The sequence below is a fragment of the Chitinophaga sp. SYP-B3965 genome (assembly GCF_009647655.1).
Lineage (GTDB): Bacteria > Bacteroidota > Bacteroidia > Chitinophagales > Chitinophagaceae > Chitinophaga.
Genome location: NZ_WJFD01000002.1, coordinates 656,822 through 678,272 on the forward strand (window position 1 = coordinate 656,822; position 21,451 = coordinate 678,272).

At 43.4% G+C, this 21,451-nt stretch carries 24 protein-coding genes; 12 read left to right on the forward strand and 12 right to left on the reverse strand.

The genetic code is table 11. The features are described 5' to 3' along the window. Nucleotides 1-76: 76 nt before the first annotated feature. Nucleotides 77-604: an ACP phosphodiesterase gene (locus GFS24_RS16875; protein ID WP_173003105.1), complete on the reverse strand. Its 528-nt coding sequence runs from the start codon at nucleotides 602-604 to the stop codon at nucleotides 77-79. A gap of 474 nt (nucleotides 605-1,078) precedes the next feature. Between GFS24_RS16875 and GFS24_RS16880 the strand changes: the two genes are divergently transcribed. The 7 genes from GFS24_RS16880 to GFS24_RS16910 all read left to right on the forward strand — a co-directional run bounded on the left by GFS24_RS16880 (nucleotide 1,079) and on the right by GFS24_RS16910 (nucleotide 5,967). Continuing rightward, the gene (locus GFS24_RS16880) at nucleotides 1,079-1,528 is read left to right on the forward strand and encodes a PepSY-like domain-containing protein (protein WP_153661271.1); all 450 of its coding nucleotides are present in this window, start codon (nucleotides 1,079-1,081) and stop codon (nucleotides 1,526-1,528) included. Between the two features lie 162 nt (nucleotides 1,529-1,690). Then, nucleotides 1,691-2,665: a deoxyhypusine synthase family protein gene (locus tag GFS24_RS16885; RefSeq protein ID WP_153661273.1), complete on the forward strand. Its 975-nt coding sequence runs from the start codon at nucleotides 1,691-1,693 to the stop codon at nucleotides 2,663-2,665. A gap of 151 nt (nucleotides 2,666-2,816) precedes the next feature. Continuing rightward, a complete protein-coding gene (locus GFS24_RS16890) occupies nucleotides 2,817-3,314 on the forward strand; it encodes a hypothetical protein (protein ID WP_153661275.1) in 498 nt (165 codons plus the stop codon). A gap of 20 nt (nucleotides 3,315-3,334) precedes the next feature. Beyond that, nucleotides 3,335-3,862, forward strand: a complete 528-nt coding sequence (locus tag GFS24_RS16895) for a helix-turn-helix domain-containing protein (protein ID WP_153661277.1) — start codon at nucleotides 3,335-3,337, stop codon at nucleotides 3,860-3,862. Nucleotides 3,863-4,294: 432 nt separating this feature from the next. Continuing rightward, nucleotides 4,295-4,903 carry a TetR/AcrR family transcriptional regulator gene (locus GFS24_RS16900; protein WP_153661279.1) on the forward strand — a complete coding sequence of 203 codons (609 nt, stop codon included), beginning with the start codon at nucleotides 4,295-4,297 and terminating at the stop codon, nucleotides 4,901-4,903. A gap of 116 nt (nucleotides 4,904-5,019) precedes the next feature. Continuing rightward, a complete protein-coding gene (locus tag GFS24_RS16905) occupies nucleotides 5,020-5,625 on the forward strand; it encodes an outer membrane beta-barrel protein (RefSeq protein ID WP_153661281.1) in 606 nt (201 codons plus the stop codon). 156 nt (nucleotides 5,626-5,781) lie between these two features. Beyond that, entirely contained in the window at nucleotides 5,782-5,967 is a 186-nt protein-coding gene (locus tag GFS24_RS16910) for a hypothetical protein (protein WP_153661283.1), read from the forward strand. A gap of 170 nt (nucleotides 5,968-6,137) precedes the next feature. Here GFS24_RS16910 and rho read toward each other — a convergent pair whose 3' ends face one another. Continuing rightward, entirely contained in the window at nucleotides 6,138-7,850 is a 1,713-nt protein-coding gene (gene rho, locus GFS24_RS16915) for a transcription termination factor Rho (protein ID WP_153661640.1), read from the reverse strand. 422 nt (nucleotides 7,851-8,272) lie between these two features. Here rho and asnS point away from each other — a divergent pair, with 422 nt between their 5' ends. Next, nucleotides 8,273-9,709 carry an asparagine--tRNA ligase gene (asnS, locus tag GFS24_RS16920; RefSeq protein ID WP_153661285.1) on the forward strand — a complete coding sequence of 479 codons (1,437 nt, stop codon included), beginning with the start codon at nucleotides 8,273-8,275 and terminating at the stop codon, nucleotides 9,707-9,709. 549 nt (nucleotides 9,710-10,258) lie between these two features. Next, nucleotides 10,259-10,471 (forward strand): hypothetical protein, encoded by a 213-nt coding sequence (locus GFS24_RS16925; RefSeq protein ID WP_153661287.1) that lies wholly within the window; start codon nucleotides 10,259-10,261, stop codon nucleotides 10,469-10,471. Between the two features lie 187 nt (nucleotides 10,472-10,658). Here GFS24_RS16925 and GFS24_RS16930 read toward each other — a convergent pair whose 3' ends face one another. Continuing rightward, complete coding sequence (locus GFS24_RS16930) at nucleotides 10,659-11,345, reverse strand: hypothetical protein (protein ID WP_153661289.1); 687 nt, start codon at nucleotides 11,343-11,345, stop codon at nucleotides 10,659-10,661. Next, nucleotides 11,345-11,860 carry a hypothetical protein gene (locus GFS24_RS16935; RefSeq protein WP_216647441.1) on the reverse strand — a complete coding sequence of 172 codons (516 nt, stop codon included), beginning with the start codon at nucleotides 11,858-11,860 and terminating at the stop codon, nucleotides 11,345-11,347. Before GFS24_RS16935 ends, GFS24_RS16930 begins: the two co-directional genes overlap by 1 nt. Nucleotides 11,861-12,503: 643 nt before the next feature. Here GFS24_RS16935 and GFS24_RS16940 point away from each other — a divergent pair. Beyond that, nucleotides 12,504-13,004: a biopolymer transporter ExbD gene (locus GFS24_RS16940; RefSeq protein WP_153661291.1), complete on the forward strand. Its 501-nt coding sequence runs from the start codon at nucleotides 12,504-12,506 to the stop codon at nucleotides 13,002-13,004. A gap of 35 nt (nucleotides 13,005-13,039) precedes the next feature. Beyond that, nucleotides 13,040-13,996, forward strand: coding sequence for an isopenicillin N synthase family oxygenase (locus GFS24_RS16945; RefSeq protein WP_153661293.1), 957 nt, complete (start codon nucleotides 13,040-13,042; stop codon nucleotides 13,994-13,996). On the opposite strand, the gene GFS24_RS16950 is transcribed toward GFS24_RS16945, so the two are convergent. After that, nucleotides 13,941-15,011 (reverse strand): alpha/beta hydrolase, encoded by a 1,071-nt coding sequence (locus tag GFS24_RS16950; RefSeq protein WP_153661295.1) that lies wholly within the window; start codon nucleotides 15,009-15,011, stop codon nucleotides 13,941-13,943. The two genes, GFS24_RS16945 and GFS24_RS16950, sit on opposite strands and share 56 nt — an antisense overlap. 219 nt (nucleotides 15,012-15,230) lie before the next feature. On the opposite strand from GFS24_RS16950, the gene chrA reads away from it, so the two are divergent. Continuing rightward, nucleotides 15,231-16,403: a chromate efflux transporter gene (gene chrA / locus GFS24_RS16955; protein WP_153661297.1), complete on the forward strand. Its 1,173-nt coding sequence runs from the start codon at nucleotides 15,231-15,233 to the stop codon at nucleotides 16,401-16,403. Here the strand turns inward: chrA and GFS24_RS16960 are convergent. The 7 genes from GFS24_RS16960 to trmB all read right to left on the reverse strand — a co-directional run bounded on the left by GFS24_RS16960 (nucleotide 16,400) and on the right by trmB (nucleotide 21,282). Next, nucleotides 16,400-17,149: a LytTR family DNA-binding domain-containing protein gene (locus tag GFS24_RS16960; protein ID WP_153661299.1), complete on the reverse strand. Its 750-nt coding sequence runs from the start codon at nucleotides 17,147-17,149 to the stop codon at nucleotides 16,400-16,402. The two genes, chrA and GFS24_RS16960, sit on opposite strands and share 4 nt — an antisense overlap. A gap of 24 nt (nucleotides 17,150-17,173) precedes the next feature. Further along, the gene (locus tag GFS24_RS16965; protein ID WP_153661301.1) at nucleotides 17,174-19,249 is read right to left on the reverse strand and encodes a histidine kinase; all 2,076 of its coding nucleotides are present in this window, start codon (nucleotides 19,247-19,249) and stop codon (nucleotides 17,174-17,176) included. Nucleotides 19,250-19,260: 11 nt separating this feature from the next. Next, a complete protein-coding gene (locus GFS24_RS16970) occupies nucleotides 19,261-19,500 on the reverse strand; it encodes a 4a-hydroxytetrahydrobiopterin dehydratase (RefSeq protein WP_253906501.1) in 240 nt (79 codons plus the stop codon). A gap of 70 nt (nucleotides 19,501-19,570) precedes the next feature. After that, the gene (locus GFS24_RS16975; RefSeq protein ID WP_153661303.1) at nucleotides 19,571-20,014 is read right to left on the reverse strand and encodes an IPExxxVDY family protein; all 444 of its coding nucleotides are present in this window, start codon (nucleotides 20,012-20,014) and stop codon (nucleotides 19,571-19,573) included. Nucleotides 20,015-20,044: 30 nt separating this feature from the next. Then, nucleotides 20,045-20,377, reverse strand: a complete 333-nt coding sequence (locus GFS24_RS16980; protein ID WP_253906502.1) for an MGMT family protein — start codon at nucleotides 20,375-20,377, stop codon at nucleotides 20,045-20,047. A 25-nt stretch (nucleotides 20,378-20,402) separates the two neighbouring features. Next, complete coding sequence (locus tag GFS24_RS16985) at nucleotides 20,403-20,600, reverse strand: DUF5522 domain-containing protein (RefSeq protein WP_153661307.1); 198 nt, start codon at nucleotides 20,598-20,600, stop codon at nucleotides 20,403-20,405. Beyond that, a complete protein-coding gene (gene trmB / locus GFS24_RS16990; RefSeq protein ID WP_153661309.1) occupies nucleotides 20,575-21,282 on the reverse strand; it encodes a tRNA (guanosine(46)-N7)-methyltransferase TrmB in 708 nt (235 codons plus the stop codon). The genes GFS24_RS16985 and trmB overlap by 26 nt, the downstream gene beginning before the upstream one ends. Between the last annotated feature and the right edge of the window lie 169 nt (nucleotides 21,283-21,451).

Sequence of the window (21,451 nt, forward strand, 5' to 3'; positions counted from 1 at the left end):
ACGCGATTTTGGGAAAATCCTCAAAAGCGGGCTTGCTTACAAAGGGGACGTTTGACAGGGAATTGTCCCCTATGGGCTATTGAATTCCAAGGCGTTCCTTCATAAAGACCAGGGCATCGGGGAAAAAGGCCTGGTAACATTCTTCCAGTAGATCATAATTATCCTCAAAAACCCCAAAAGGCACTTCTACCGGGGGCTCAAAATATTTGGCCCTGCGGATGATCCCTGAAAAGCTTTGATAGATCCCGTCCTTATTATGATAATTATATAACCAGTTGTGCTGGCGCATATGCGTAAATACCTGTTGGAAATAAGGGGGCAGCAGGTGATGATGGGCCTGGAGGATCTGGTAAGTGGATTCCGCGAAGTCGCTGAGGCTCACTGTCAGAAAGTGCTGAGGATCATTGGCCAGGTAGTGATCATAGACCACATCCATGAAAACTGCACCGTAGGGACCACAGCTGGGTTGAAAAATGGCTTTGGCCCGGCGGGTGGCTTCATGTTTATCTGTAAACTCGTCCAGTTCCCGGTGGGCACGGATGCCATTTTGGATGGTGGCGGAGAAAGTGAGGAGCTGTTTGCCCTTTACGAAGTCCGCAATCATCTGACCAACAGTTATTGCCGGGTCATGAAAAGATAAATATGCGTGGGCGAGATAATTCATGGGCTGTTGAACGGTATTGAAAACGAATGAATGGCAAGAACCAGATAAACAGGCGCTTGTGGCTCATCGAAGATAGGATAAATTGCCATGGTGTTCACTATTGGGATAAGGTGTCCGCTTTTGAAAAAGTGTTTTTTGGTACTACCGGTTGTCACCAGTATTCCGTTTTAACATACTCTTAACGGCTCTTCGTGCAACATTTGCCTTTTCCGCTCAACAGCAATCTGGGATTGAATTCCAGACGAATGAAAATATGCATTTTGCGTATGCGTTATAACATGCATAACATTGGGTTAATCTAGTGCTGCCACTCTTACCAATCCCCTTGACCGCCTATCCAATGCGTACTACTTTTACATCGTAATCAATTATTACAATCACAATTAATCAAACCCAGATAAAAATTTTTCCGCCATGAAAAAAATTATCGCCATTCTAACCTTAGCCCTGGTAGTAGTTACCAGCGCCACCTTTGCCAGAGATGGCAGAACCATCGACAACAAAAAAGTGATGGAGTCTTTTAACAACCAATTTGCAGGAGCTGCAGATGTATCCTGGTATAGCACAGCTGACAAGTATGTAGCTAAGTTTACCATGAAGGCATCAAAAGTTACCGCGCATTTTGACAGAGAAGGAAACCTTTTGGCTACTTCCCGTTACATTACAGACACTGAATTGCCACTTAAAGTAATCAGCCGCCTGATGAAGAAGTTCCCTGATCAAAAGATCCAGAACATTGTGGAGTATGATGCAGACGGAAGCACTACTTATGTGATCACGCTGGAAAGCGAAACACATTGGACTGTGTTGAAAGCTGAACAATCAGGTAGTCTCACAACACTTAAGAAACTCATCAAAGCATAGCGATAAATCGCAGCCCATCTAGTTTTAGTTTTAGTGTTAATCAGTATGAACCGTTCCGTTTCCCACGGAACGGTTTTTTTATGTGTAGAACCGCAGGCAGAGCAAATCCCGGGTCTTTATCTTACATTTGCGGCTTGAACAAAGCAAAAACAAGATATAGTTATGAATAAAGGACCGATTTCTCAATTTATCCAGCATCATTACCGCCACTTTAATGCGGCAGCTTTGGTAGATGCGGCTAAGGGATACGAAACGCATTTGCTGGAAGGCGGCAAGATGATGGTTACCCTCGCAGGTGCTATGAGTACTGCTGAATTGGGCATTTCTTTCGCAGAAATGATCCGTGCCGGCAAGGTTGATATTATCTCCTGCACAGGCGCTAACCTGGAAGAAGATATCATGAATCTGGTAGCACATTCTCACTACAAACGTGTGCCCAATTATCGTGACCTCAGTCCACAGGATGAATGGGAACTGCTGGAAGGCGGGTTTAACCGTGTTACGGATACCTGCATTCCTGAAGAAGAGGCTTTCCGCCGTATCCAGAAACACATTGTGAAGCTCTGGAAAGATGCTGAAGAGAAAGGCGAACGTTATTTCCCGCATGAATACATGTACAAGCTGTTGCTGAGCGGGGTAATGAAAGAGCATTACGAGATAGATACCAAACACAGCTGGATGATCGCAGCTGCTGAAATGAATATTCCTATTGTTGTTCCGGGTTGGGAAGACAGCACCATGGGTAACATCTTTGCTTCCTATTGCATTAAAGGGGAACTGAAGGCTTCTACCATGAAAAGTGGTATTGAATACATGGTGGAATTGAGCGACTGGTACCGTAAGAATTCTTCCGGTAAGGGTGTTGGTTTCTTCCAGATAGGTGGTGGTATTGCGGGCGATTTCCCAATCTGTGTGGTGCCTATGATGTACCAGGATCTGGAGTGGCATGATGTACCTTTCTGGGGTTATTTCTGCCAGATCTCTGACTCTACTACCTCTTATGGTTCTTATTCAGGAGCGGTGCCTAATGAGAAGATCACCTGGGGTAAACTGGATATCAATACACCTAAATTCATCGTGGAATCAGATGCGACTATCGTGGCGCCGCTGATCTTTGCATATATCCTGGGCTGGTAAGCTTTTACGGGATGATATATCATTGGCCGCTCCGGGTTTTCCGGGGCGGCTTTTTTGTGGGGTGGAGGTGTGCTGTAAAGATGACAAATATGTAATTTGTTTACAAATTTGTCATCTTTATTTCGTATTTTTATTGTAAATACTGGCATGAATGGGGGTAATAGATAAAGCAACCGGAGAGAAGCTCGAAGTGGTAATAGAGCGGCTCAAGCCTAAAGATTTTAAAATTATTAAGAAGGACAAAGAACGGTTCGATAAATTTGATTGGAACCAATATAAGGGCCGGGAGGTATATAAATTGAGACGCAAGGATGACGAGACCATCCTGGGGTTAATGTGTTTAACAGATCATGCGGATGTTGACACGAATGCAATAGAGATAGAATTATTGGAAGTAAGTGACGATAATATCGGGGAATCAAAAAAGATTGATGGGATTGGTGGTTGTCTGATTGCATTTGCTTGCAGAGAATCCTTCAAACGAGGGCATGATGGTTGTGTTTTTCTTGTTCCCAAGACTTATTTGGTTGACCATTATCCCGAAAAATATGGATTTACGCATGTTCCTGTTAAATCCCCGAGCAGGCCTGAGGGTTTTATGGTACTCTATGATGAAACGGCTCAAAATCTTATCCAGAAGTACTTGTAATAAGAATTAAATCGTATAACATGAGATCGCAGAAAGAAATACAAAAAAAATATACCCCTAAAGAGATTGCGGCATCTATCGTTTTCTCTGGAAGTGAGAATCAAGCAGAACGAGATGAAGTGCTCAAAGCCTTTCGTAAGTTCAGGAAGAAGATTACTGAGGAGCAAACTGAAATTGAAAAGCTGATCTCTCAATTGTTACAATTGAAGTATCAGTTGGAAGATTATCTGGCATCCGTGTCTTTTAACAGGGAATATAATTTTGGGTATTTTCTGAAGGAATATATAGAACGTCAGGAAAAGAAAAAGAAAGAATTTGCAGAGGAGATAAATGTAGATCCAACAGAATTAAGCCAGGTAATCAATAAACATAGGAAACCAACGGAGAAACTTATTTACAGGTTAGATATTCATTCAAATAGAAGTTTCCCTGCCTTATTATGGTTCAAGCTACTGGAAAAAGACAGGGCTTATGAATTATCTCAGAATAGCGACATCATTGATAACGAGGAGAAATTTGTAACGAAAAGATTGAAGATCGCTATTTAATCTTATTGTTTTAAGGACTTATGAACGTATATATCATGGAGCTTTGGTAGTATATATCTGACCCTATCTTGAGCCTATGTCAAGCCTTTCCGTATCCTATGTGGAGCATTTGCATCTTATGGCGATATCCTCATCGAACTACCTTCTTTTAGGTACATTCTGCAAGAAAAATGCCCTTTTTTTCTGCCTTGGAAACATTAAATCAACGTTAATTCTTTGAAAAACGGCTGCTATGGACGTTTTAATAATTCTTTATACCATTACATATATAATTATTAATTATTTCTTTATATTTGCATTACCATTAACTTATGCATAACAATTAATACAGTTCTTTCAAATCCGGGCTTAAATTCTTTTGGCCATATCAAAAAACGATGTACATTTGACCCGCGAAGTCAAAAAGTCAAAGGCTTCTTTTGAAATTCAGAAATGGGCGAACAGGATCAGAAAAGGGAAGTGATACTGGAAGCTGCACTGAAGCGATTTAAACGCTTTGGACTGGCTAAGACCACCATGGAAGAAATTGCAAAAGACCTGGAGATTTCCAAAGGTTCTTTATATTATTATTTTCCTGACAAAGATAGGATCTATGTGGGAGTGGTGGAAAGAATTGTTTCACAATGTTTTACAGACGTAAGCAGTTTTTTATTAACAGCTGTTTCGGTGCAGGAGGTGATGGAACGATATCTTTCGGTGAAGGAAAGAATATTACTGGATTACCATTTTCTGTTTGGCATTCATGAGTGGGTGAGCGATAAACCCAGTAGCCTGATGAGGCAGGTGGGGGAATTGGTTCATCAATCGGAGATGCGGTTTTTATCGGCCTGGATCCGAAAGGGGATAGCGGATGGGGAGATAGCAGAAAAACATGATCCGGAAAGAACGGCTGACCTGTTAGTGCATGTGTTGTTTGGTTTGTGGGTTGTTTGGTGCAAGTGGCAGGCCGCAGGATTCGAACTACAAAGTACTGATAATATAAAAGAGTTTATGAGCCGTGAAGGTATGGTGCTGACCATCTTCTTTAACGGTTTAAAGTAACCCATATATCGCTTAAATCTTCTTCCCCCAATTGCTTAACGCATGTATGTAGAAACATGAATTAGCTTTTATCAATTATTGACATATTTTATTAAAAACTAAAAATTGTACGACAGATGAAAAAAATGATCGTTGTGGCTGTATTGGGCCTAATCGGAACTCAGTTTGCGAATGCACAGGTTAAAAAAGGTAACATTCTTTTAGGTGGTACTGTAGGTGTTCACACCGAGTCTGATAAGACAGACGGTGTTGATGGTAAGAGGACTTTTACAAGTTTTGGCATCAGCCCTAAAATTGGCTATGCAGTGAGCGACAAATGGGTAGTGGGTGTTTTTGCCAATACCTCATTTAATAGCAATAAAGATTTAGCTGGTGTGAAGGGTAATACTAATACCATCGCTCCTGGTATCTTTGTACGTAACTACCATAACATCGGTGAATCTAAATTTGCTTTCTTCGGTGAAGCGAATGTTTCTTACGGTTTCGGTTCTTCAGAAACTGCTGATGTTAAAACACAAAAAACAACAGAAATTGATGCAAACATATTGCCAGGTATCGCTTACTTCGTGACTAAACGTTTCAATGTAGAAGGTGTATTTGGTGGTATCAACTTCAACAGCAGAAAAGTTAAACCACAACCAACCGGTGCTGAAACTACTGAGACTGAATTTGGTCTGCAGTTCACGCAGCAATTTAACTTAGGTGTTAACTGGTTGTTCTAATTCAAAGCAACAAATAACTTCTTCAATAGGGGGCTGACCGTAAAGGTTGGCCCCTTTTTTTTGTTTAAAAACGGCCATGCTATTACTAATACTATCTAATGCTGTTGGCTTTTTGGCAAAGTTTTAGCATACTTAGGGTGAATAAAATTGTGTTTTATGAAACAAGCATGGAAAATGAGTGGTGTTGTTGGAGCCATATTAATTGTGGCTGCCAGTTGCGTGGCACCTCGTATGCCGCCGCATCCTCCAAGACCACCAAAGCCTCCGAGGCCTCCGCATGGGCCTGCGGCAATGCAGCAGCAGGATATTACTGATCTGAGTATAGCTTATCCTCAAAAATAGCATCCTGACCATAGCATAGATAAAGTGAAAATGAAAAAGGGCAGTTACACCATCGCGTAACTGCCCTTTTGTATGCCATACGGCATACAAAAGGGGGGCATGTTTAATAAAAAGAAAAGGGCAATTGTACCATAGTACAACTGCCCTTTTGTATTCAAGTCGTGGTATAATTACCTACTCATGGAGATCAGGAACTCTTCGTTGTTCCTGGTGCCTCTCATGTGTTGCAGCATAAAGTTCATTGTTTCTTCCGTATTCATATCTGCCAGGTGATTGCGGAGGATGTAAATGCGTGACAGCATTTCTTTTTCCAGCAACAGATCATCACGGCGGGTAGAAGATGCGGTAACGTCGATGGCCGGGAAGATACGGCGGTTAGCCAATCTGCGGTCCAGCGCCAATTCCATGTTACCAGTACCTTTAAACTCTTCAAAGATCACCTCATCCATTTTGGATCCGGTATCGATCAATGCAGTTGCCAGGATGGTAAGGGAACCACCGTTCTCAATTTTACGGGCAGCACCAAAAAATTGTTTTGGTTTCTGCATAGCGTTTGCTTCCACACCACCACTCAACACTTTACCGGAAGCAGGTGCTACGGTATTGTGCGCACGTGCCAGACGGGTGATAGAATCCAGCAGAATTACAACATCGTGGCCGCATTCTACCAGTCGTTTTGCTTTTTGCAAAGCGATGGCGGATACTTTAACGTGTTTTTCTGCAGGTTCATCGAAAGTAGAAGCGATCACTTCTGCTTTCACGCTCCGTTCCATATCTGTTACCTCTTCCGGGCGCTCATCGATGAGCACTACCATCAGGTAAATATCAGGATGGTTAGTGGCAATTGCGTTGGCTACTTCTTTCAGCAACATGGTTTTACCTACCTTGGGTTGCGCTACGATAAGACCACGCTGGCCTTTACCGATGGGCGTAAACATATCCATGATACGGGTAGAATAGTTGTTGGAAGTAGTGGTCAGCGTCAGCTTTTCGAAAGGGAACAGCGGTGTGAGGTAATCGAAAGGAACGCGGTCGCGCACTTCTTCCGGAGATTTACCATTGATGCTTTCCACTTTCAGCAGTGCGAAATACTTCTCTCCTTCTTTTGGCGGGCGAACTGCTCCACGAACGGTGTCGCCGGTTTTGAGACCAAATAATTTGATCTGTGAAGGAGAAACATAAATATCATCGGGTGAGCTGAGATAGTTGTAATCTGAAGAGCGAAGGAAACCATAACCATCGGGCATCATTTCCAGAACACCTTCACTGATGATGATACCGTCGAATTCAATATTGAATACTTCTTGTTTCTTCGGGTATTTGTGACCGCCGTCTCTTGCTGGTTGTTGTTTTGGCGCGGGCATTGTTGTTTCCTGCACCGTTACAAAATCATCATCATTATCTTCTTCCGGCAGCACGATGTCGTCCTCTTCTACTTCATCGGATAATGCTGGCAATACGATATCGTCATCATCATCAAATGTGAGTGAAGGTATATCCAAATCAAGGTCGAGCTTACGCTTTGGTGGAGTTGTGGGCTGTTCTTCTTGTTTGGAAACTTTCTTGGGGGCGGCTGCTGCTGGTGCTGGTTCTGCGGTTTTGCGTCCTCTTTTTGCTGCGGGTTTTTCTTCTGAGGCTGCTGGTTCTGCGGGAGCTGGGGTTGGTGCGGATTCTTCCTTTTTCGATGACACCACTTTTCGCTTTCGTGATTTCTTTTCGTCTCCGTTTTCCTTATCCTCTGATGCTATCACCGCTTGCTTATCAAGAATTTTATAAATTAATGACTGCTTGTCCAGTTTCTTCGAGTTCGGAATGTCCAGTTTTTCTGCAATATCAAGCAGCTCAGGAACGAGCATGTCGTTCAGTTGTAAGATGTCGTACATCATCTGCGTTTGTCAAATTTTAGAAGTGTCGAAAGGCGGGTACCACTGCATACCAACATACACCAATTAACAAATAATTGTTTTGAGTCAATAATAAAGTCTTGATCATTAAATTGATAGGGATCACTTGAGTTAAGGACTGCTGATGAAGATGGCAAAAACAGAACTTAATCAGACAGATTGTAAGTACAAGATTAAAACAAGTTTTACTATTATCCAAATAAATATTGATGACCGTGTGTTAATGTATATCAATTTTCAAAATACTTGTATCGCTGTACCAATAACTGTTTACTCCGATTATACTGCAAAACTCCGGCCACGTATCGGGGGCATTTTTACCCCAAAACGCCCGGATTTGCCCCTCTTGCGATCAGAATAAAACACTATTTTTGCAACTCATTTTAAAATTTATTATTTATATGAGCCAACGCGAAAAGATCAAGCAGATCCTGCTTAGCGACAAAACAAACTATGAAGTAACGGTTAAAGGATGGGTACGTACCTTCCGTAATAACCAATTTATAGCGTTGAATGATGGCTCTACTAATAATAATCTCCAAATCGTTATCAGCCTGGATACGGATCCTGCTTTACAGAGAAGACTCACTACCGGTGCGGCTATCAGCGTGACGGGTGAAATCGTGGAATCGCTGGGTAAAGGTCAGAAAGTGGAACTGAAAGCCCGTGAACTGGAGATCCTGGGGGATTGTGATGGTGAAAAGTATCCTTTACAATTGAAGAACAAACCTAGTTTGGAGTACTTACGGGAGATTGCACACCTTCGTTTCCGGACGAATACTTTTGGGGCTATTTTCCGTTTGCGCCATTCCCTGGCTTTTGCGGTGCATAAATTCTTTAATGAAAAAGGGTTTGTTTATCTGCATACGCCTATCATCACTGCGTCTGATGCTGAAGGGGCTGGTGAGATGTTCCGGGTGACTACTCTGGATATGAAAAAGCCTCCTCTTACTGTCGATGGTGACATTGATTATAAAGAAGACTTCTTTGGTAAATCTACTAACCTCACGGTATCGGGACAATTAGAAGGTGAACTGGGGGCTATGGCTTTTGGTGATATTTATACTTTCGGACCTACTTTCCGTGCGGAGAATTCTAATACTGCGCGGCATCTTGCGGAGTTCTGGATGATTGAGCCGGAGATGGCTTTCTATGATCTTAAAGATAACATGGACCTCGCGGAAGAGTTCATCAAATACGTGATCCGTTATGCTTTGGATAATAACAGGGAGGACCTTGATTTCCTGGCTACGCGTTTGATTGAAGAAGAGAAATCTAAACCACAGGCGGAGCGTAGTGAAATGGGGCTTGTTGAGAAGCTGGAATTTGTGCTGAATAATGAGTTCATGCGGATCACTTATACGGAGGCTATTGATATTCTGAAGAACAGCAAACCCAATAAGAACAAGAAGTTTAACTACCTCGTGGAAGAATGGGGAACTGATCTGCAGAGTGAACATGAACGTTTCCTTGTTGAGAAACATTTTAAGAAACCTGTTATCCTTACTGATTATCCTGCGGCTATTAAATCTTTCTACATGAAGCAGAATGAGGATGGGAAGACTGTGCGGGCGATGGATATTCTGTTCCCTGGGATTGGTGAGATAGTGGGTGGTTCTCAGCGGGAAGAGAATTATGAGAAGTTGGTGAAACGGATGGAGGAGTTGCATATTCCTGTAGAAGAATTGAGTTGGTATTTGGATACGCGTCGTTTTGGTACTGCACCGCATGCTGGGTTTGGGCTTGGGTTTGAGCGGTTGGTGTTGTTTGTGAGCGGGATGACGAATATCAGGGATGTGATTCCTTTTCCACGTACGCCGAAGAATGCGGAGTTTTAGTTTATTGATTTTATATTTTGAAGAGGCTGTCTTTTTAAGGCGGCCTCTTTTTTTTGTGGGATGGGGCTGAGGGTTTGCCGCGCAGCAAAGGGCGGAGGTTTCTTCTTTTTGGAAGGATGTATTTTTAGATGGACGTTTTTTCTCTGGCGGGGATCGGGTTGTTTAGTTTTGAAAAGAACCCCCAAATAGTTCAATAAAGAACCAACCGTGCAAGGGAGTGACAACGGGGGGAAGAATCTAGCTACATAATTTCTGCATTGGGGAAATAGTTACGTTTTCTTTGGTTATTGTTTTGTTGTCTTTAGTAATATGGTAGTGGGTTTCATTTGTTCATAGTATGGGTTCTTTTGCCTTTATTCAACTTTTCCTTGCCACTCGTTTGTTACGAAAATAAAAACCGAGAATTCTTCCTGTTACGCTTCGTCGGTGGGTGAAAGAGGGGAATTTCGAGCGGCAAAGCAGGAAGAAGCGGCAAAATGTTGGATGAAGTGATTCAATGAAAGGATGATTCTAGTGATTACTGGAAAATTTGTACCTTGAATAAAAAAAATGCTTAATAATCTTGATGCAGAACAGCTTAAGAAAGTGACTTCCAACCCTTTTTATTGTTTGCCACAAATTGATGAAATATTTGTACAGGAGCATGAACCATTGATTACAGAAGATGAGTGGATAGCTGCAAATGTAAATTTGATTAATGAAGTAGGTGCAAAACAATGGCTCATACTTTTACTTGAAAACTTAAAAGGCAATTATGTTTGACTGAACTTATATTTAAGCTTTAGCGCTTCCTTTAAGATTTCCGTTTCTTACCGCTGTAAACATCGATTTTTCGGTTGAAATTATTTTCTGGATGTATCAGCAGAAAGAGGTGAAAATCGAAAATTCGCATTATGCAAAGGTGAATTTTAAAGGAAAGGTAGATAGGGGAGTGTTTTCGCTGACTTCTTTAAGCAGTTGCAGTAATCCCTTTTAGACCACGAACTATATACTCTACACGATTACGTTCATGGTATTCAAGGTTGGCCATGATCCATTCTTCTAGATAGGGGTTTTGTAGTAAACCGGCAAAGCTTTTAGTAAAATAATGCCGCAATTCTTCTTCCGCCTGCTGAATCTCATCCCAGATTGTTGTCCGGTTGTTAAGTACGTGGATAATATCCTCAAAATCGCTACTGGTACGTCCATCATTTTTCCCTCTTCCTTTAAAAGCCTCTAGCTTTGTAGCGATAAAGTAGTCTGGGCGTAAGATCCGAAAGCTATAGTCGCCATCTATTAAAATGTCGATTGAAGTGGCAAACGCTGCTTTGTACCATCTATTCGAGAAGCCTAGGATGGTTTGGTCGGTTGGCATGACATCGACAGTGATGCCTCTTACCTGGTAGCGGCAGATCACCCGAGAAGTTTGATCATTAGTAAACCCCTTGCTGCGGAGTTTTTCTTCTATTTGCGCATACTCGCTATATCCGACCACCTCGACCATGATGTCGATGTCGTCAGTAGGTCTTGTTTCTACGGCTGGTCGGTCTGCATACAGCGATACAGTAGCGCCGCCGACGAATACTACTTCTTTTGCGATTTCTTCTAAAGCATTATAGACCGCTTTAATCCTTGTGATGTTTTGTTGATGGCCCATTAAAGTAAAATGTGTTTTTTTAGTTCTTCAATGGCTAAGCCAACTTCACGGTTACGTCCAACCCTGAGTATATCAATACTAGCTAACAGTTTGTAAAGTATTGGGTCTTGGGCGACGGCTTTTGTGACTCCCGAATGCAAGGGTTGAATAGCAAATCCTCTGATCGGGCCCGCATTATCTGGCCAGACATAATCAATTTCGGATAATATTTGTGACTTGTAAAAAGGATGAGAATGTGCGGTTGGAACTCCTATTACCATACTGCCAGGTATTTGCGGAAAGACATACCGAAGGCCATACTGAATAAACAACAAGAAAGCTTGCCGGGATACCTTTTTTTTGCTTGCATCAAGTAATCCTGCAGCATGGCTTCTACTCAGTGATACAGATACCTCTGATGCAGATATTGAGAGTGAAAAGGCCAAATCCTTGATATGCCAAGGTTGGTCATTTAGACTAATAACCTTCAGTAAGATAATGACATCTTGCGGGCGCATGCCATGATGTTCTTTCATGCTGTAAAGATAAAGAAATCAGCCCATAAAATTCGATTCGCGATTCGCGATTCGAGAATATTTATATATACAATTGGTTTAATTAATTAAATATGAGTTGGAAAAATATAATTTAAAAACACTATTAATGTGGTAAAATGTTCCTCTGTTTAGAAGGCATGCCTCTAAACAGAGAAGCGGTTAAATAATCTAATTAATTGAAAAGTAAGCTTTTTAATTAATTCAGGTGAGGTTGTAGACTATGTGAAGTTCCGAAAGTTTAACATATACAATACGACGATAATCGACCAACTACTGATAGAACTCAAGGAAAAAGACTAGCCGGTCAGCGTACCTCAGATTCAGAACTTTCTGACCTAATCATAGATAAACTTTCATCGCAAATAAATTTTTTTTTCAATCCAAGGGTAAAGTCAAATTCATACGTTGTCACAACGGCAAGGTCAATGAAATGCAGATAATCGATTCTTTATACTAAAATCATCTAAGTATTGATAAACGCACAGAAATAATTCCCTTTATGGAAAGCCCTTCCTCCCGCATCTCTAGTTTGAGCAAAACACAAGTGTGTGTTTTTTACCGAACCTGGGCGGCGGGTTTCGTTCCCGTTGCTGTTTTATCCTATCACCTTTAAATTTATTTTATGGCTGAAATTACTACTGGTAAACGATCTACGAGGGTGGATATGACGCCTATGGTTGATCTCGGGTTTTTGTTGATCACCTTTTTTATGCTGACTACCACCATGTCTAAGCCTAAAGTTTTGAACCTTATTATGCCGGCAGATGGAGAAGGGATCCCTGTGGGAGAAAGTAAGGCGCTTACTTTGCTGATCCAGAACAACAATGTTATTTCCTGGTATGATGGGCAGGGAGATGATCCGGAACATCCGCCTGTGATCCATCATAGTAGCTTTTCTCCGGCTAATGGGATCGGGGATGTGATCCGCGCCAAGCAGAAAAAGGTGGCGGCTGCTTTTGGGGATGCGGATGACCTGGTGATCCTGATCAAAGCCACCAAAGAATCCAGCTACCGCAATATGGTGGATGCTTTGGATGAAATGAAGATCAACAGGGTGGCCCGTTATGCCATGGTAGATATAACCCCGCAGGAAGTTAATATGCTGGGTGAAAAGCATCCCTGATTTCCCTTATCTTTATTGTTCCAAAACAATAAGATATGGCTACTGTTAATTCCATTCCTTCTGTTGATCTGTCTGATTTCACTTCAGGCGATCCTGTACGCAAAGCTGCATTTGTAGAGAAACTGGGAAAAGCATATGAAGAGGTAGGCTTTGTGGCGGTAAAAAACCATGGCATTCCTGATGCACTCATCGCAGACCTGTATAAGTATGTACAGGAGTTCTTTAAACTTCCTTCTGACACGAAACACAGTTATGAGATCCCTCAACTGGCCGGCCAGCGTGGATACACGTCTTTCGGGAAGGAACATGCGAAAGGGTTTGATGCGCCTGATCTGAAAGAGTTCTTTCAGTTTGGACAATCGGTGGAAGATAATGATCCCATTGCTAAGGAGTATCCTGATAATGTGCAGGTGAAAGAAGTGCCGGCTTTTACGCCTACTTTTTTTGAAGCTTACCGTGGGTTTGAGGGTTCGGGTAAAGCGTTGTTACAGGCCATTGCACTGTATCTTGGACTGGATGAACATTACTTTGATAACAAGATCCATAACGGGAATTCTATCCTGCGCGCTATACATTACCCTCCTATCACACAGGAACCTAAATCTGCGATCCGTGCAGAACAACACGAAGACATTAACCTGATCACCTTGCTGGTAGGGGCTTCTGCAGATGGTTTGCAGATCCTCGATAAACAAGGGAACTGGGTACCGGTGACTTCTTTACCAGAACAGATCGTGGTGAATGTGGGAGATATGCTGCAAAGATTAACGAACAATCGTCTTAAATCTACTACGCATCGTGTGGTGAACCCACCACGTGAAATGTGGAATACCTCACGCTTTTCTATCCCCTTCTTCCTGCATCCAAAATCCAATATGGACCTCAGCTGCCTGAGCAGTTGTGTGGATGCTCAGCATCCGCTGGAATATGAACCGATCACTGCCGGGGCGTATCTTGACGAGCGTTTGCGGGAGATTGGTTTGAAGAAGTAAATAAACTCACTGCCTCATGTGATGAAATACCCTGGCCATTAAACAGGCGGGAGAAGTAATCGGACATAGCAGGTGTGAGCTTAAACTTAACATTATAGGGAAAGTTCATGAAGTAGCTGTGCTGCCAGCCTACCATGTCGTGGAAATTAACGTACACGGCATTATCAGCGCGGCGGTTGCGGCTTACTTTTTCTCCTAATTGTTTTTTGAAGGTGAGCAGGTGTGCGCCTTTGAGCTGCAGATCGAACTTATTGTAATGTACATATACCTGTTTGGCGAAATGGATCTGCTCTACCCATTTTGCATGTTGCCGCTGCGGTACACATGCAGCGTTGATCACTAAATTATCTATAAAGGGCATGGCGTTAATACTGCTGATGTCATGATGCTGTACCATTTGTTCGAGGATAATATTTCCCATACTGTGGTAGAAGGTAGTCAGCTTAACGCCGCTTATCCAGGGTTGATCTTCCTGCCGGGCCTTTTGGAATTCCTGCAGCATCAGCAAGTACTGGCCAGCTGATAAACGGGCATTCATGCGGGCTACCCTGAAGTTCTTGGAGGGCTTGTAAGTAGTATTGATACTGGAATAATCGAACATCACCACATTCACATCATACTGCCGGCTCATTAACTGTGCCCTGTACACGTTGCTGGTAAAGATCTTCCCCATGCCTTCCGCATATACTACAATGTCCTTTTTATGAGGTAACAGTTCCATGGCTTCTGTAAGGGAGGGGGCCTGGTAGACCTTCCATTTACCGTCCAGTTTTTCCAGGAAGAAATATTTGAGGGAGGTGGTATCTATGTATTCATCTGCAAACCGGAGGCTGTCCGGATGAATGAACCGGTTGCTGACGAAGACCAGGCAGGAGTCTCCTGTTACCTGTGGCTTCATGGCAGTGCGTTCAAAAACAAACTGCGACCAGTATTCATTCGTATTGTAATTGGCTAACTGCGCCTGGGTGGTTGCGGTAGTAAAGAGCAGCAGGATGGCTGTGAAAAACCGTTTCATAAGCTCAGATTATCTATTATCATTAACGCCTAAACGAAGGGCTTTGTTCTTCGTTTTTCTGGTTCCCTCTTGTACATATGCAAGTTCTGTGCCCCAATAATTGTACAAATGCCCTGTAAATCAATTGAGTTATCGATAACAGCAGAAAATTCCTTTATTTTACTTTATATTCATTAGTCCAATCATTTTCCTATAGTGTTTTTACGCCACATTTCGTTTTTGAAGGCTGTCCTGTTGCACAGCATCACTGCTTTTGGGGGACCACAGGGCCACCTGGCTATGATGATGAAAACCTTTGTGCAGCAGCGGAAGGATGTAACGGAAAAGGAACTGATGGAATATAATGCTTTCTGCCAGCTGCTGCCGGGGGCATCTTCTTCCCAAACGCTTACGCTCATTGGTTATAAAAGAGGGGGTGTGCCATTGGCGGTGCTCACTTTGCTGATCTGGATCACACCGGCCTGTTTGATCATGGGGTCCCTCAGTTTCCTGATCCAGTACATGGATAAGCGGGCGCTGAACGTTGATATCTTTAAATACGTACAACCCATGGCGGTTGGATTTCTGGCGTACGGGGGGCTTAAAGCTTACCAGATCAGTATCCGCAGTACGGCTACGATTGTGATCATGGTGGTGGCTATGCTGGTGAGTTATTTCATTAAATCTCCCTGGACCTTCCCTGCCCTGATCATTTTGGGCGGGATCATTTCCAACTTTAGTAATAAACGGATCCCGGATATACCGGAGAAACCCAAAAAGATCCAGTGGATGAACCTCTGGCTTTTTGCGCTGATCTTCCTGCTGGCGGGGTTCTTTTCAGAACTGGCGCGTACGGAGAACTGGATCACAAGAAGACCTTTCAACGTTTTTGAGAACTTTTACCGTTTCGGCAGCCTGGTGTTTGGTGGTGGGGACATCCTCATTGCGATGATGCTGGAACAATATGTAACACGTGCGAAGTCCCAATTCATGTCTGCAGAGGAATTGCTGACGGGGGCTGGAATTATGCGTGCCATGCCGGGGCCTACTTTTTCTGTGTCTGCTTATGTGGGTGGAATGGTGATGAGGAGCCAGGGGCCGTTTGCGCAATTCCTGGGCGCTACATTAGCACCTATTGCGATCTTTTTGCCGAGTATGCTGCTGGTGCTTTTCTTTTTTCCTATCTGGAATAACCTGAAGAAACATGTGATGATCTACCGTGCGCTGGAAGGGATCAATGCTGTGGTGGTAGGAATTATGTGGGCGGCTACTTTTATACTTTTCTTTGCGGTGAACTTTACCTGGTATAATATCCTGATCATGCTGGGCACGCTGAGCCTGCTTTATCTTACAAGGTTCCCGGCGCCTATCATTGTACTGGTGTGTATATTGATGGGATGGCTTTTTTCTTAGCGGGCCTTCCAGATGGTGATCAATTCTTTCTTGCGGCGGTCTGTTACGTCCAGCACTACTTTGTTCCTTAATACTATTTTACTTTCGTCCGGCTCAATCTTTTGTACATGGGATACCTGTACCATCTGGTGATTGTTGATCTGGTAAAAGCGCATATTGGTGAAGAGCTCTGTGTAATACCGGAAAGAACGGGGGGAGTGAAGTACGCGGCCATCTTCCAGGTAAAAGATAGTTTTCTCGGAGATGCCTTCAAAGTAACTTACCTCATCTACAGACAATGTTACTTCTTTTCCTTCCGTGGAGGGTATCACCATCTGGCGAATTTCACCGGCGGATTTATGGAAGTTGGATAGTAACACTTCGTAACGGGGATGTAACTGCTGGTTTTCGATCCGTTTGATAACGGTGCCTACTGCCTGCAATAAACTTTCTTTATCGATGGGTTTTAAGATGAGTTCTACTTCACTTAAACGGATGGTATGGAGGAAACGTTTTTCAAATGCGGTTACGAAGATGGCTTCGAAGGAAGCGTCGTATGCTCCGGCGAGTACGTCGAACCCTGTGCCGTCGGGCATTTCCAGGTCAAGGAAAACCAGTTGTGGTTTGTAGAGTTTGATCTGTTCTATACCTTCTCGGCAATTGGCGGCTGTGCCCACCGCTTCTATCTGCGGGCAATATTTACCCAGCATCAGAGAAATAATATCCCTGCTATTCCTTTCGTCGTCTATTATTACAGCGCGGATCATATACTACTAAGTTGGCGCGGAGAACTATAATTGAGGAATCAATATCCTGATGATGGTTCCGCTGTCGTTGGCCTGTTTAAGTGATTTATCGATGATCTCTATCTGGATGCCGGTGTTGTACATTTTATTGAGTAACTCGGCCCTGTTGAGACTGATCTCCATACCGGAGGATTGATGATGAGAAGGTAGTGAACGTAAAGCTCTGGAGCGTTCTATTCCTATGCCATTATCTTCTATTACACATTCCAGCATGTCTGATGCTACCTGGTTGAAATGAATGGCGAGTAAACCGGAGGCATGATCTTCATTGGTCATACCGTGTTTCACGGCATTTTCCACATAAGGTTGTAACAGCATGGCGGGTACTTCCAATTCTGCTGTAGCAATTACGGGGTCTACCACTATTTCATAGCTCATCTTATTTTCAAATCGCATCTTCTCGAGACCAAGATAGGTATTTAAATAAGTTATTTCGTCTGCCAGTGTGATAAAATTACGCCGGGAGAAGTCCAGTGTTTTGCGGATCAGGTAAGAGAAATCTGAGAGGTATTTCTGGGCGTGTTCATAATCCCGCTGCATCACAAAAAGCTGGATGGAGTTGAGGCAGTTGAAAATGAAGTGAGGATTGATCTGTGCGCGGATGGCTTTCAGTTCTATCTCTGCCAGTTTCTTGCTGTATTCTACTTCCAGTTGCAGTTTGCGTTGTTCTTCCAGTTCCAGTTTCTTCCTTAATATTTCTGTGGTCTGTTCTTTTACGAGTTCTTCCAGTTGCTCATTCAGTTTGCGTTGCAGCTCTTTATTCTTGTTGAGCTGCTTGATGAGCATTTCCTGTGTTTTCGTTTTTTCCTGGTGCACTAATTTGTTGCGGTAGCTAAGGCCGGCGGCAAAGAAGAGTGCTTGCAATAATACGCCCAGCACCATGATGTTGTAAGGCGATACTAATTCAGGGATGGGTGTAAAACCTACTGGCTGTGTGTTATTGGCATATGCCCAGATCGATAACACCAGCAGGCTGATGGAACCGAAGAGGAAAAAACGGATGAGGGGATGATGACGTGTTCTGCGTGCCAGTGCTACAAAAGAAATGGTAATGGGGATGATGGTGATGAAATACATCCATGTATAAATGGTAGCAGAGGTCTGGTAATCTCCCATCGCAATCAGTGTGATGCAAACAAGGATCAGGACGCCTGTGGCGATGGCACCGTAACGATAGAACTTTTCCATCAGCGGGAAACGTTCCCGCAGGCTGAGGAATATATTGCCGAAGAGCATGTACATGAAATAGAAACAGAACAGCATGGCCGGAATGTCCCAGTAATACTTGAACATAGGGCAGAAATAGAAGAAGGACAGCTGGTAAGGTTTCGATTCCAGGCGTAATGCAAAGAAAACGATGAGGCCGAGTATATAACCTGCAAAGTACAGGGAAGAGCGGTCTGGCAGTTGTGTGTAATTGATCACGGTGATGCAGAGGAAAACCAGGAGCATACCCAGTAAAACCTGGATCACCAATACTTCTCCTTTGTAATGATCTGCTTCCACATGCCGGAAACCTGCATAATGAATGGGGTCATATATCACGGGCATGAAAGCATTTTCCCGGTAAAAGCGATTGATGATATGGAAGTAATATGTTTTGGTTTCGCCGGCGCCTACTTTGAGCGGGAAGGAATAGTGTCCCCATCTGTCTACATTCGCGCGGTCGATCATCATACCGGTATGCATGGCAGATTGAAGGTGGCCTTCGTTATCGGGTGCGAACCATTCTATGTCGTCATGAAAACCGGTGAAGAAGTAAATGAGGGAATCAATTTCGCTGGTATTCCTGACAGTGAGCCTTAGCCAGACGTTATTTACTTTATGCAGTACTTTTTTATAGGGATGAAAGAGGGAAGTATCTTTTTTGAACGCCACGTTCTGCAGGTCTTTTACTTTAAACTTTCCGGCGGGATCATTAAAGACGAAGACATGCGAACGAATATCCTGTCCGTTGACAGGAACGTTAAAATCAATGGCGAGTGTATCTTGTGCGGCCGCGGGCTGATTAAGGTGCAGGGAGCAACAAAACAACAGGAATGTTAATAGGATCCGATTCACAAAACTGTTGGTTAGGGTTTATATAAGGTGTCAATGATCCGGGCCAGTTCACGGTCTTTATCCGTTACAACATCTCCTGCACTGTGAGTAGACAGAAATATGTCTACTTTATTGTAATCATTTATCCAATGTGGATGATGATCTAATTTCTCTGCAACAAGCGCTACTTTGGTCATGAAGGCGAAGGCCTCTTTGAAATCAGGGAACTGAAATGAGCGATTGAGCCGGTTTTCTTTTTCCTGCCACATCATAGTTTTCATTTAAATGGATCATAACAGGGCTTGCGTGTGTTCAGGGTTACGTCCACATGATTAAAAATATCTAAAAGATCAGGTTGATCTTATTTTTTATGTCCTTCATCTCCAGGAGCGTTACCATCTGCACGAGTTCCACTTTTCTGCATTCTTCAATAAGGTTCTTTACGTCAGCTGCCTGGTAATAGTTTCCTTTGATGAGCCAGATATAATCCACGTGTTTCAGTTCCGGCAACAGGAATTCCGCTTTGCAGTGATTATTATAAAAATAATGCGCTGCTGATTTGGTGGGTTCTTCGTACTCCAGCACGGTAAAGTAATAAGAACGTTGTTGTTTGTTGAGTTTGATCTCCAGAGAATTGTTAACACGAAAATCGTACCCGAGCTGCTGATTGATCTGCCAGCAAAGCTGATAGTCCCTTGCGGGAGACATGATTCCGGCTAGCCAGGTGTCCTCAAAAAAGTCCTCCACCAACTGTTCCTGGTCTAGTTTGAGTTTTAATACAGACATTCTTGTAAAGATATTTAAGTTTACCCTGTATCAGGGTTTTTTCTTTTTCCTTTTCGGTTCACCCGCCGGGTCCCAAAAAATCGTCTTAAAGTCCTGTATCTGGTTGTTTACCACCTTTATACCTTCATTTTCGAGTAATTCCTGCATGAGGGTGGGGGTGGCAAAATGGTGTGCACCGGTTAGGAGTCCTTTACTATTCACCACACGATGTGCGGGAATGGGAGGATCGGCTCTGTCTGCTGCATTCATGGCCCAGCCGACCATTCTGGCGGAAAGCCTTATTCCCGCTGATTCTGCTATGGCGCCGTAACTGGTGGCGCGGCCGCGGGGGATCTTACGCACGATGGCGTAAACGTTATCCATGAAATTGGGCGCTTCTTTTGCCTTTTTAGGCTTCGCCGTTTTTTTGACGGCGGGCGGCAAGGAGACGCTCTTTTTTATCGTCGGGGACTTTTTCATAATCAAAAGGGCAATGCAGGCAGCCATTTCCGCAACAGTAACCACGCTCCCGGTGATATTTTTCCGTTAGCACCATGTATCCCTGCTCGTTATAGTAAAAATCAATGTTCTCCTCCAGCTGCTTCATCTTCGTCCTCCAGTTTTACCGCTTTCCAGTCGATGGGGGCTGCGGGCAGTACAAATTTAAGGAACCGGATAATTCTACCATCGGCCAGGTGCATTCCTTCGTAGAAAGTCTGGATACGCAACAGTGGCTGTACTTCTTCCTGTGCATATACATTTGGAATATCTTCCAGCAGGGTGCAGCCGGTGGCTTTGATCACCATTTGCGTAAAATGATATAACTGCGGTGAATCTGTTTTTAAGTTGATGGTACCGCCGGGTTTGAGGATCTTCTGGAAATGGCCCAGGAACCTTGGATGCGTTAAGCGGTGGCGGGCCCGGGATTTACGGAGGAAGGGGTCCGGGAAAGTGATCCAGATCTCTTCTACTTCTCCGGGGAGGAAGTAACTCTCTATTTTATCTATTTGCGTGCGGAGGAAGGCTACATTGGTCAATTTCTCTTCCAGCGCGGTTTTGGCGCCTCGCCAGATGCGGTTCCCTTTGAGATCTACCCCTATGAAATTCCTTTCGGGGAATAAACGGGCCAGGCCCAGTGTGTAATCTCCTTTGCCACAAGCCAGTTCTAAAGTAAGGGGCTGGCTGTTCCCGTAATGCTGGCTCCATTTGCCGGGCATTCCTTCCGGATAGATGAGTACGTTCGGAAAAGTTTCTATCTCTGCGAATCGTTGAAGTTTCTTTTGTCCCATAGAAGGGGCAAAATTCGCTCATTTTTTCGCGTGATTCTAAAAAAAAGGCCTTTTTTTAAAGTTTTTGCATAAAAAAAGCTCATAAGTGCTTAACTTATGAGCTTTTAATGGCTGTAGGGGTAGGAGTTGAACCTACACGAGGCGGTTAGCCATAGCACAAATAAGATTA

Coding starts and splice junctions, on each gene's coding strand:
- GFS24_RS16875 (WP_173003105.1), bottom strand. CDS start 604: ATGATTGCGGACTTCGTAAAGGGCAAACAGCTCCTCACTTTCTCCGCC.
- GFS24_RS16880 (WP_153661271.1), top strand. CDS start 1,079: ATGAAAAAAATTATCGCCATTCTAACCTTAGCCCTGGTAGTAGTTACC.
- GFS24_RS16885 (WP_153661273.1), top strand. CDS start 1,691: ATGAATAAAGGACCGATTTCTCAATTTATCCAGCATCATTACCGCCAC.
- GFS24_RS16890 (WP_153661275.1), top strand. CDS start 2,817: ATGGGGGTAATAGATAAAGCAACCGGAGAGAAGCTCGAAGTGGTAATA.
- GFS24_RS16895 (WP_153661277.1), top strand. CDS start 3,335: ATGAGATCGCAGAAAGAAATACAAAAAAAATATACCCCTAAAGAGATT.
- GFS24_RS16900 (WP_153661279.1), top strand. CDS start 4,295: ATGGGCGAACAGGATCAGAAAAGGGAAGTGATACTGGAAGCTGCACTG.
- GFS24_RS16905 (WP_153661281.1), top strand. CDS start 5,020: ATGAAAAAAATGATCGTTGTGGCTGTATTGGGCCTAATCGGAACTCAG.
- GFS24_RS16910 (WP_153661283.1), top strand. CDS start 5,782: ATGAAACAAGCATGGAAAATGAGTGGTGTTGTTGGAGCCATATTAATT.
- rho (WP_153661640.1), bottom strand. CDS start 7,850: ATGTACGACATCTTACAACTGAACGACATGCTCGTTCCTGAGCTGCTT.
- asnS (WP_153661285.1), top strand. CDS start 8,273: ATGAGCCAACGCGAAAAGATCAAGCAGATCCTGCTTAGCGACAAAACA.
- GFS24_RS16925 (WP_153661287.1), top strand. CDS start 10,259: ATGCTTAATAATCTTGATGCAGAACAGCTTAAGAAAGTGACTTCCAAC.
- GFS24_RS16930 (WP_153661289.1), bottom strand. CDS start 11,345: ATGGGCCATCAACAAAACATCACAAGGATTAAAGCGGTCTATAATGCT.
- GFS24_RS16935 (WP_216647441.1), bottom strand. CDS start 11,860: ATGAAAGAACATCATGGCATGCGCCCGCAAGATGTCATTATCTTACTG.
- GFS24_RS16940 (WP_153661291.1), top strand. CDS start 12,504: ATGGCTGAAATTACTACTGGTAAACGATCTACGAGGGTGGATATGACG.
- GFS24_RS16945 (WP_153661293.1), top strand. CDS start 13,040: ATGGCTACTGTTAATTCCATTCCTTCTGTTGATCTGTCTGATTTCACT.
- GFS24_RS16950 (WP_153661295.1), bottom strand. CDS start 15,011: ATGAAACGGTTTTTCACAGCCATCCTGCTGCTCTTTACTACCGCAACC.
- GFS24_RS16960 (WP_153661299.1), bottom strand. CDS start 17,149: ATGATCCGCGCTGTAATAATAGACGACGAAAGGAATAGCAGGGATATT.
- GFS24_RS16970 (WP_253906501.1), bottom strand. CDS start 19,500: ATGATGTGGCAGGAAAAAGAAAACCGGCTCAATCGCTCATTTCAGTTC.
- GFS24_RS16975 (WP_153661303.1), bottom strand. CDS start 20,014: ATGTCTGTATTAAAACTCAAACTAGACCAGGAACAGTTGGTGGAGGAC.
- GFS24_RS16980 (WP_253906502.1), bottom strand. CDS start 20,377: ATGGATAACGTTTACGCCATCGTGCGTAAGATCCCCCGCGGCCGCGCC.
- GFS24_RS16985 (WP_153661307.1), bottom strand. CDS start 20,600: ATGAAGCAGCTGGAGGAGAACATTGATTTTTACTATAACGAGCAGGGA.
- trmB (WP_153661309.1), bottom strand. CDS start 21,282: ATGGGACAAAAGAAACTTCAACGATTCGCAGAGATAGAAACTTTTCCG.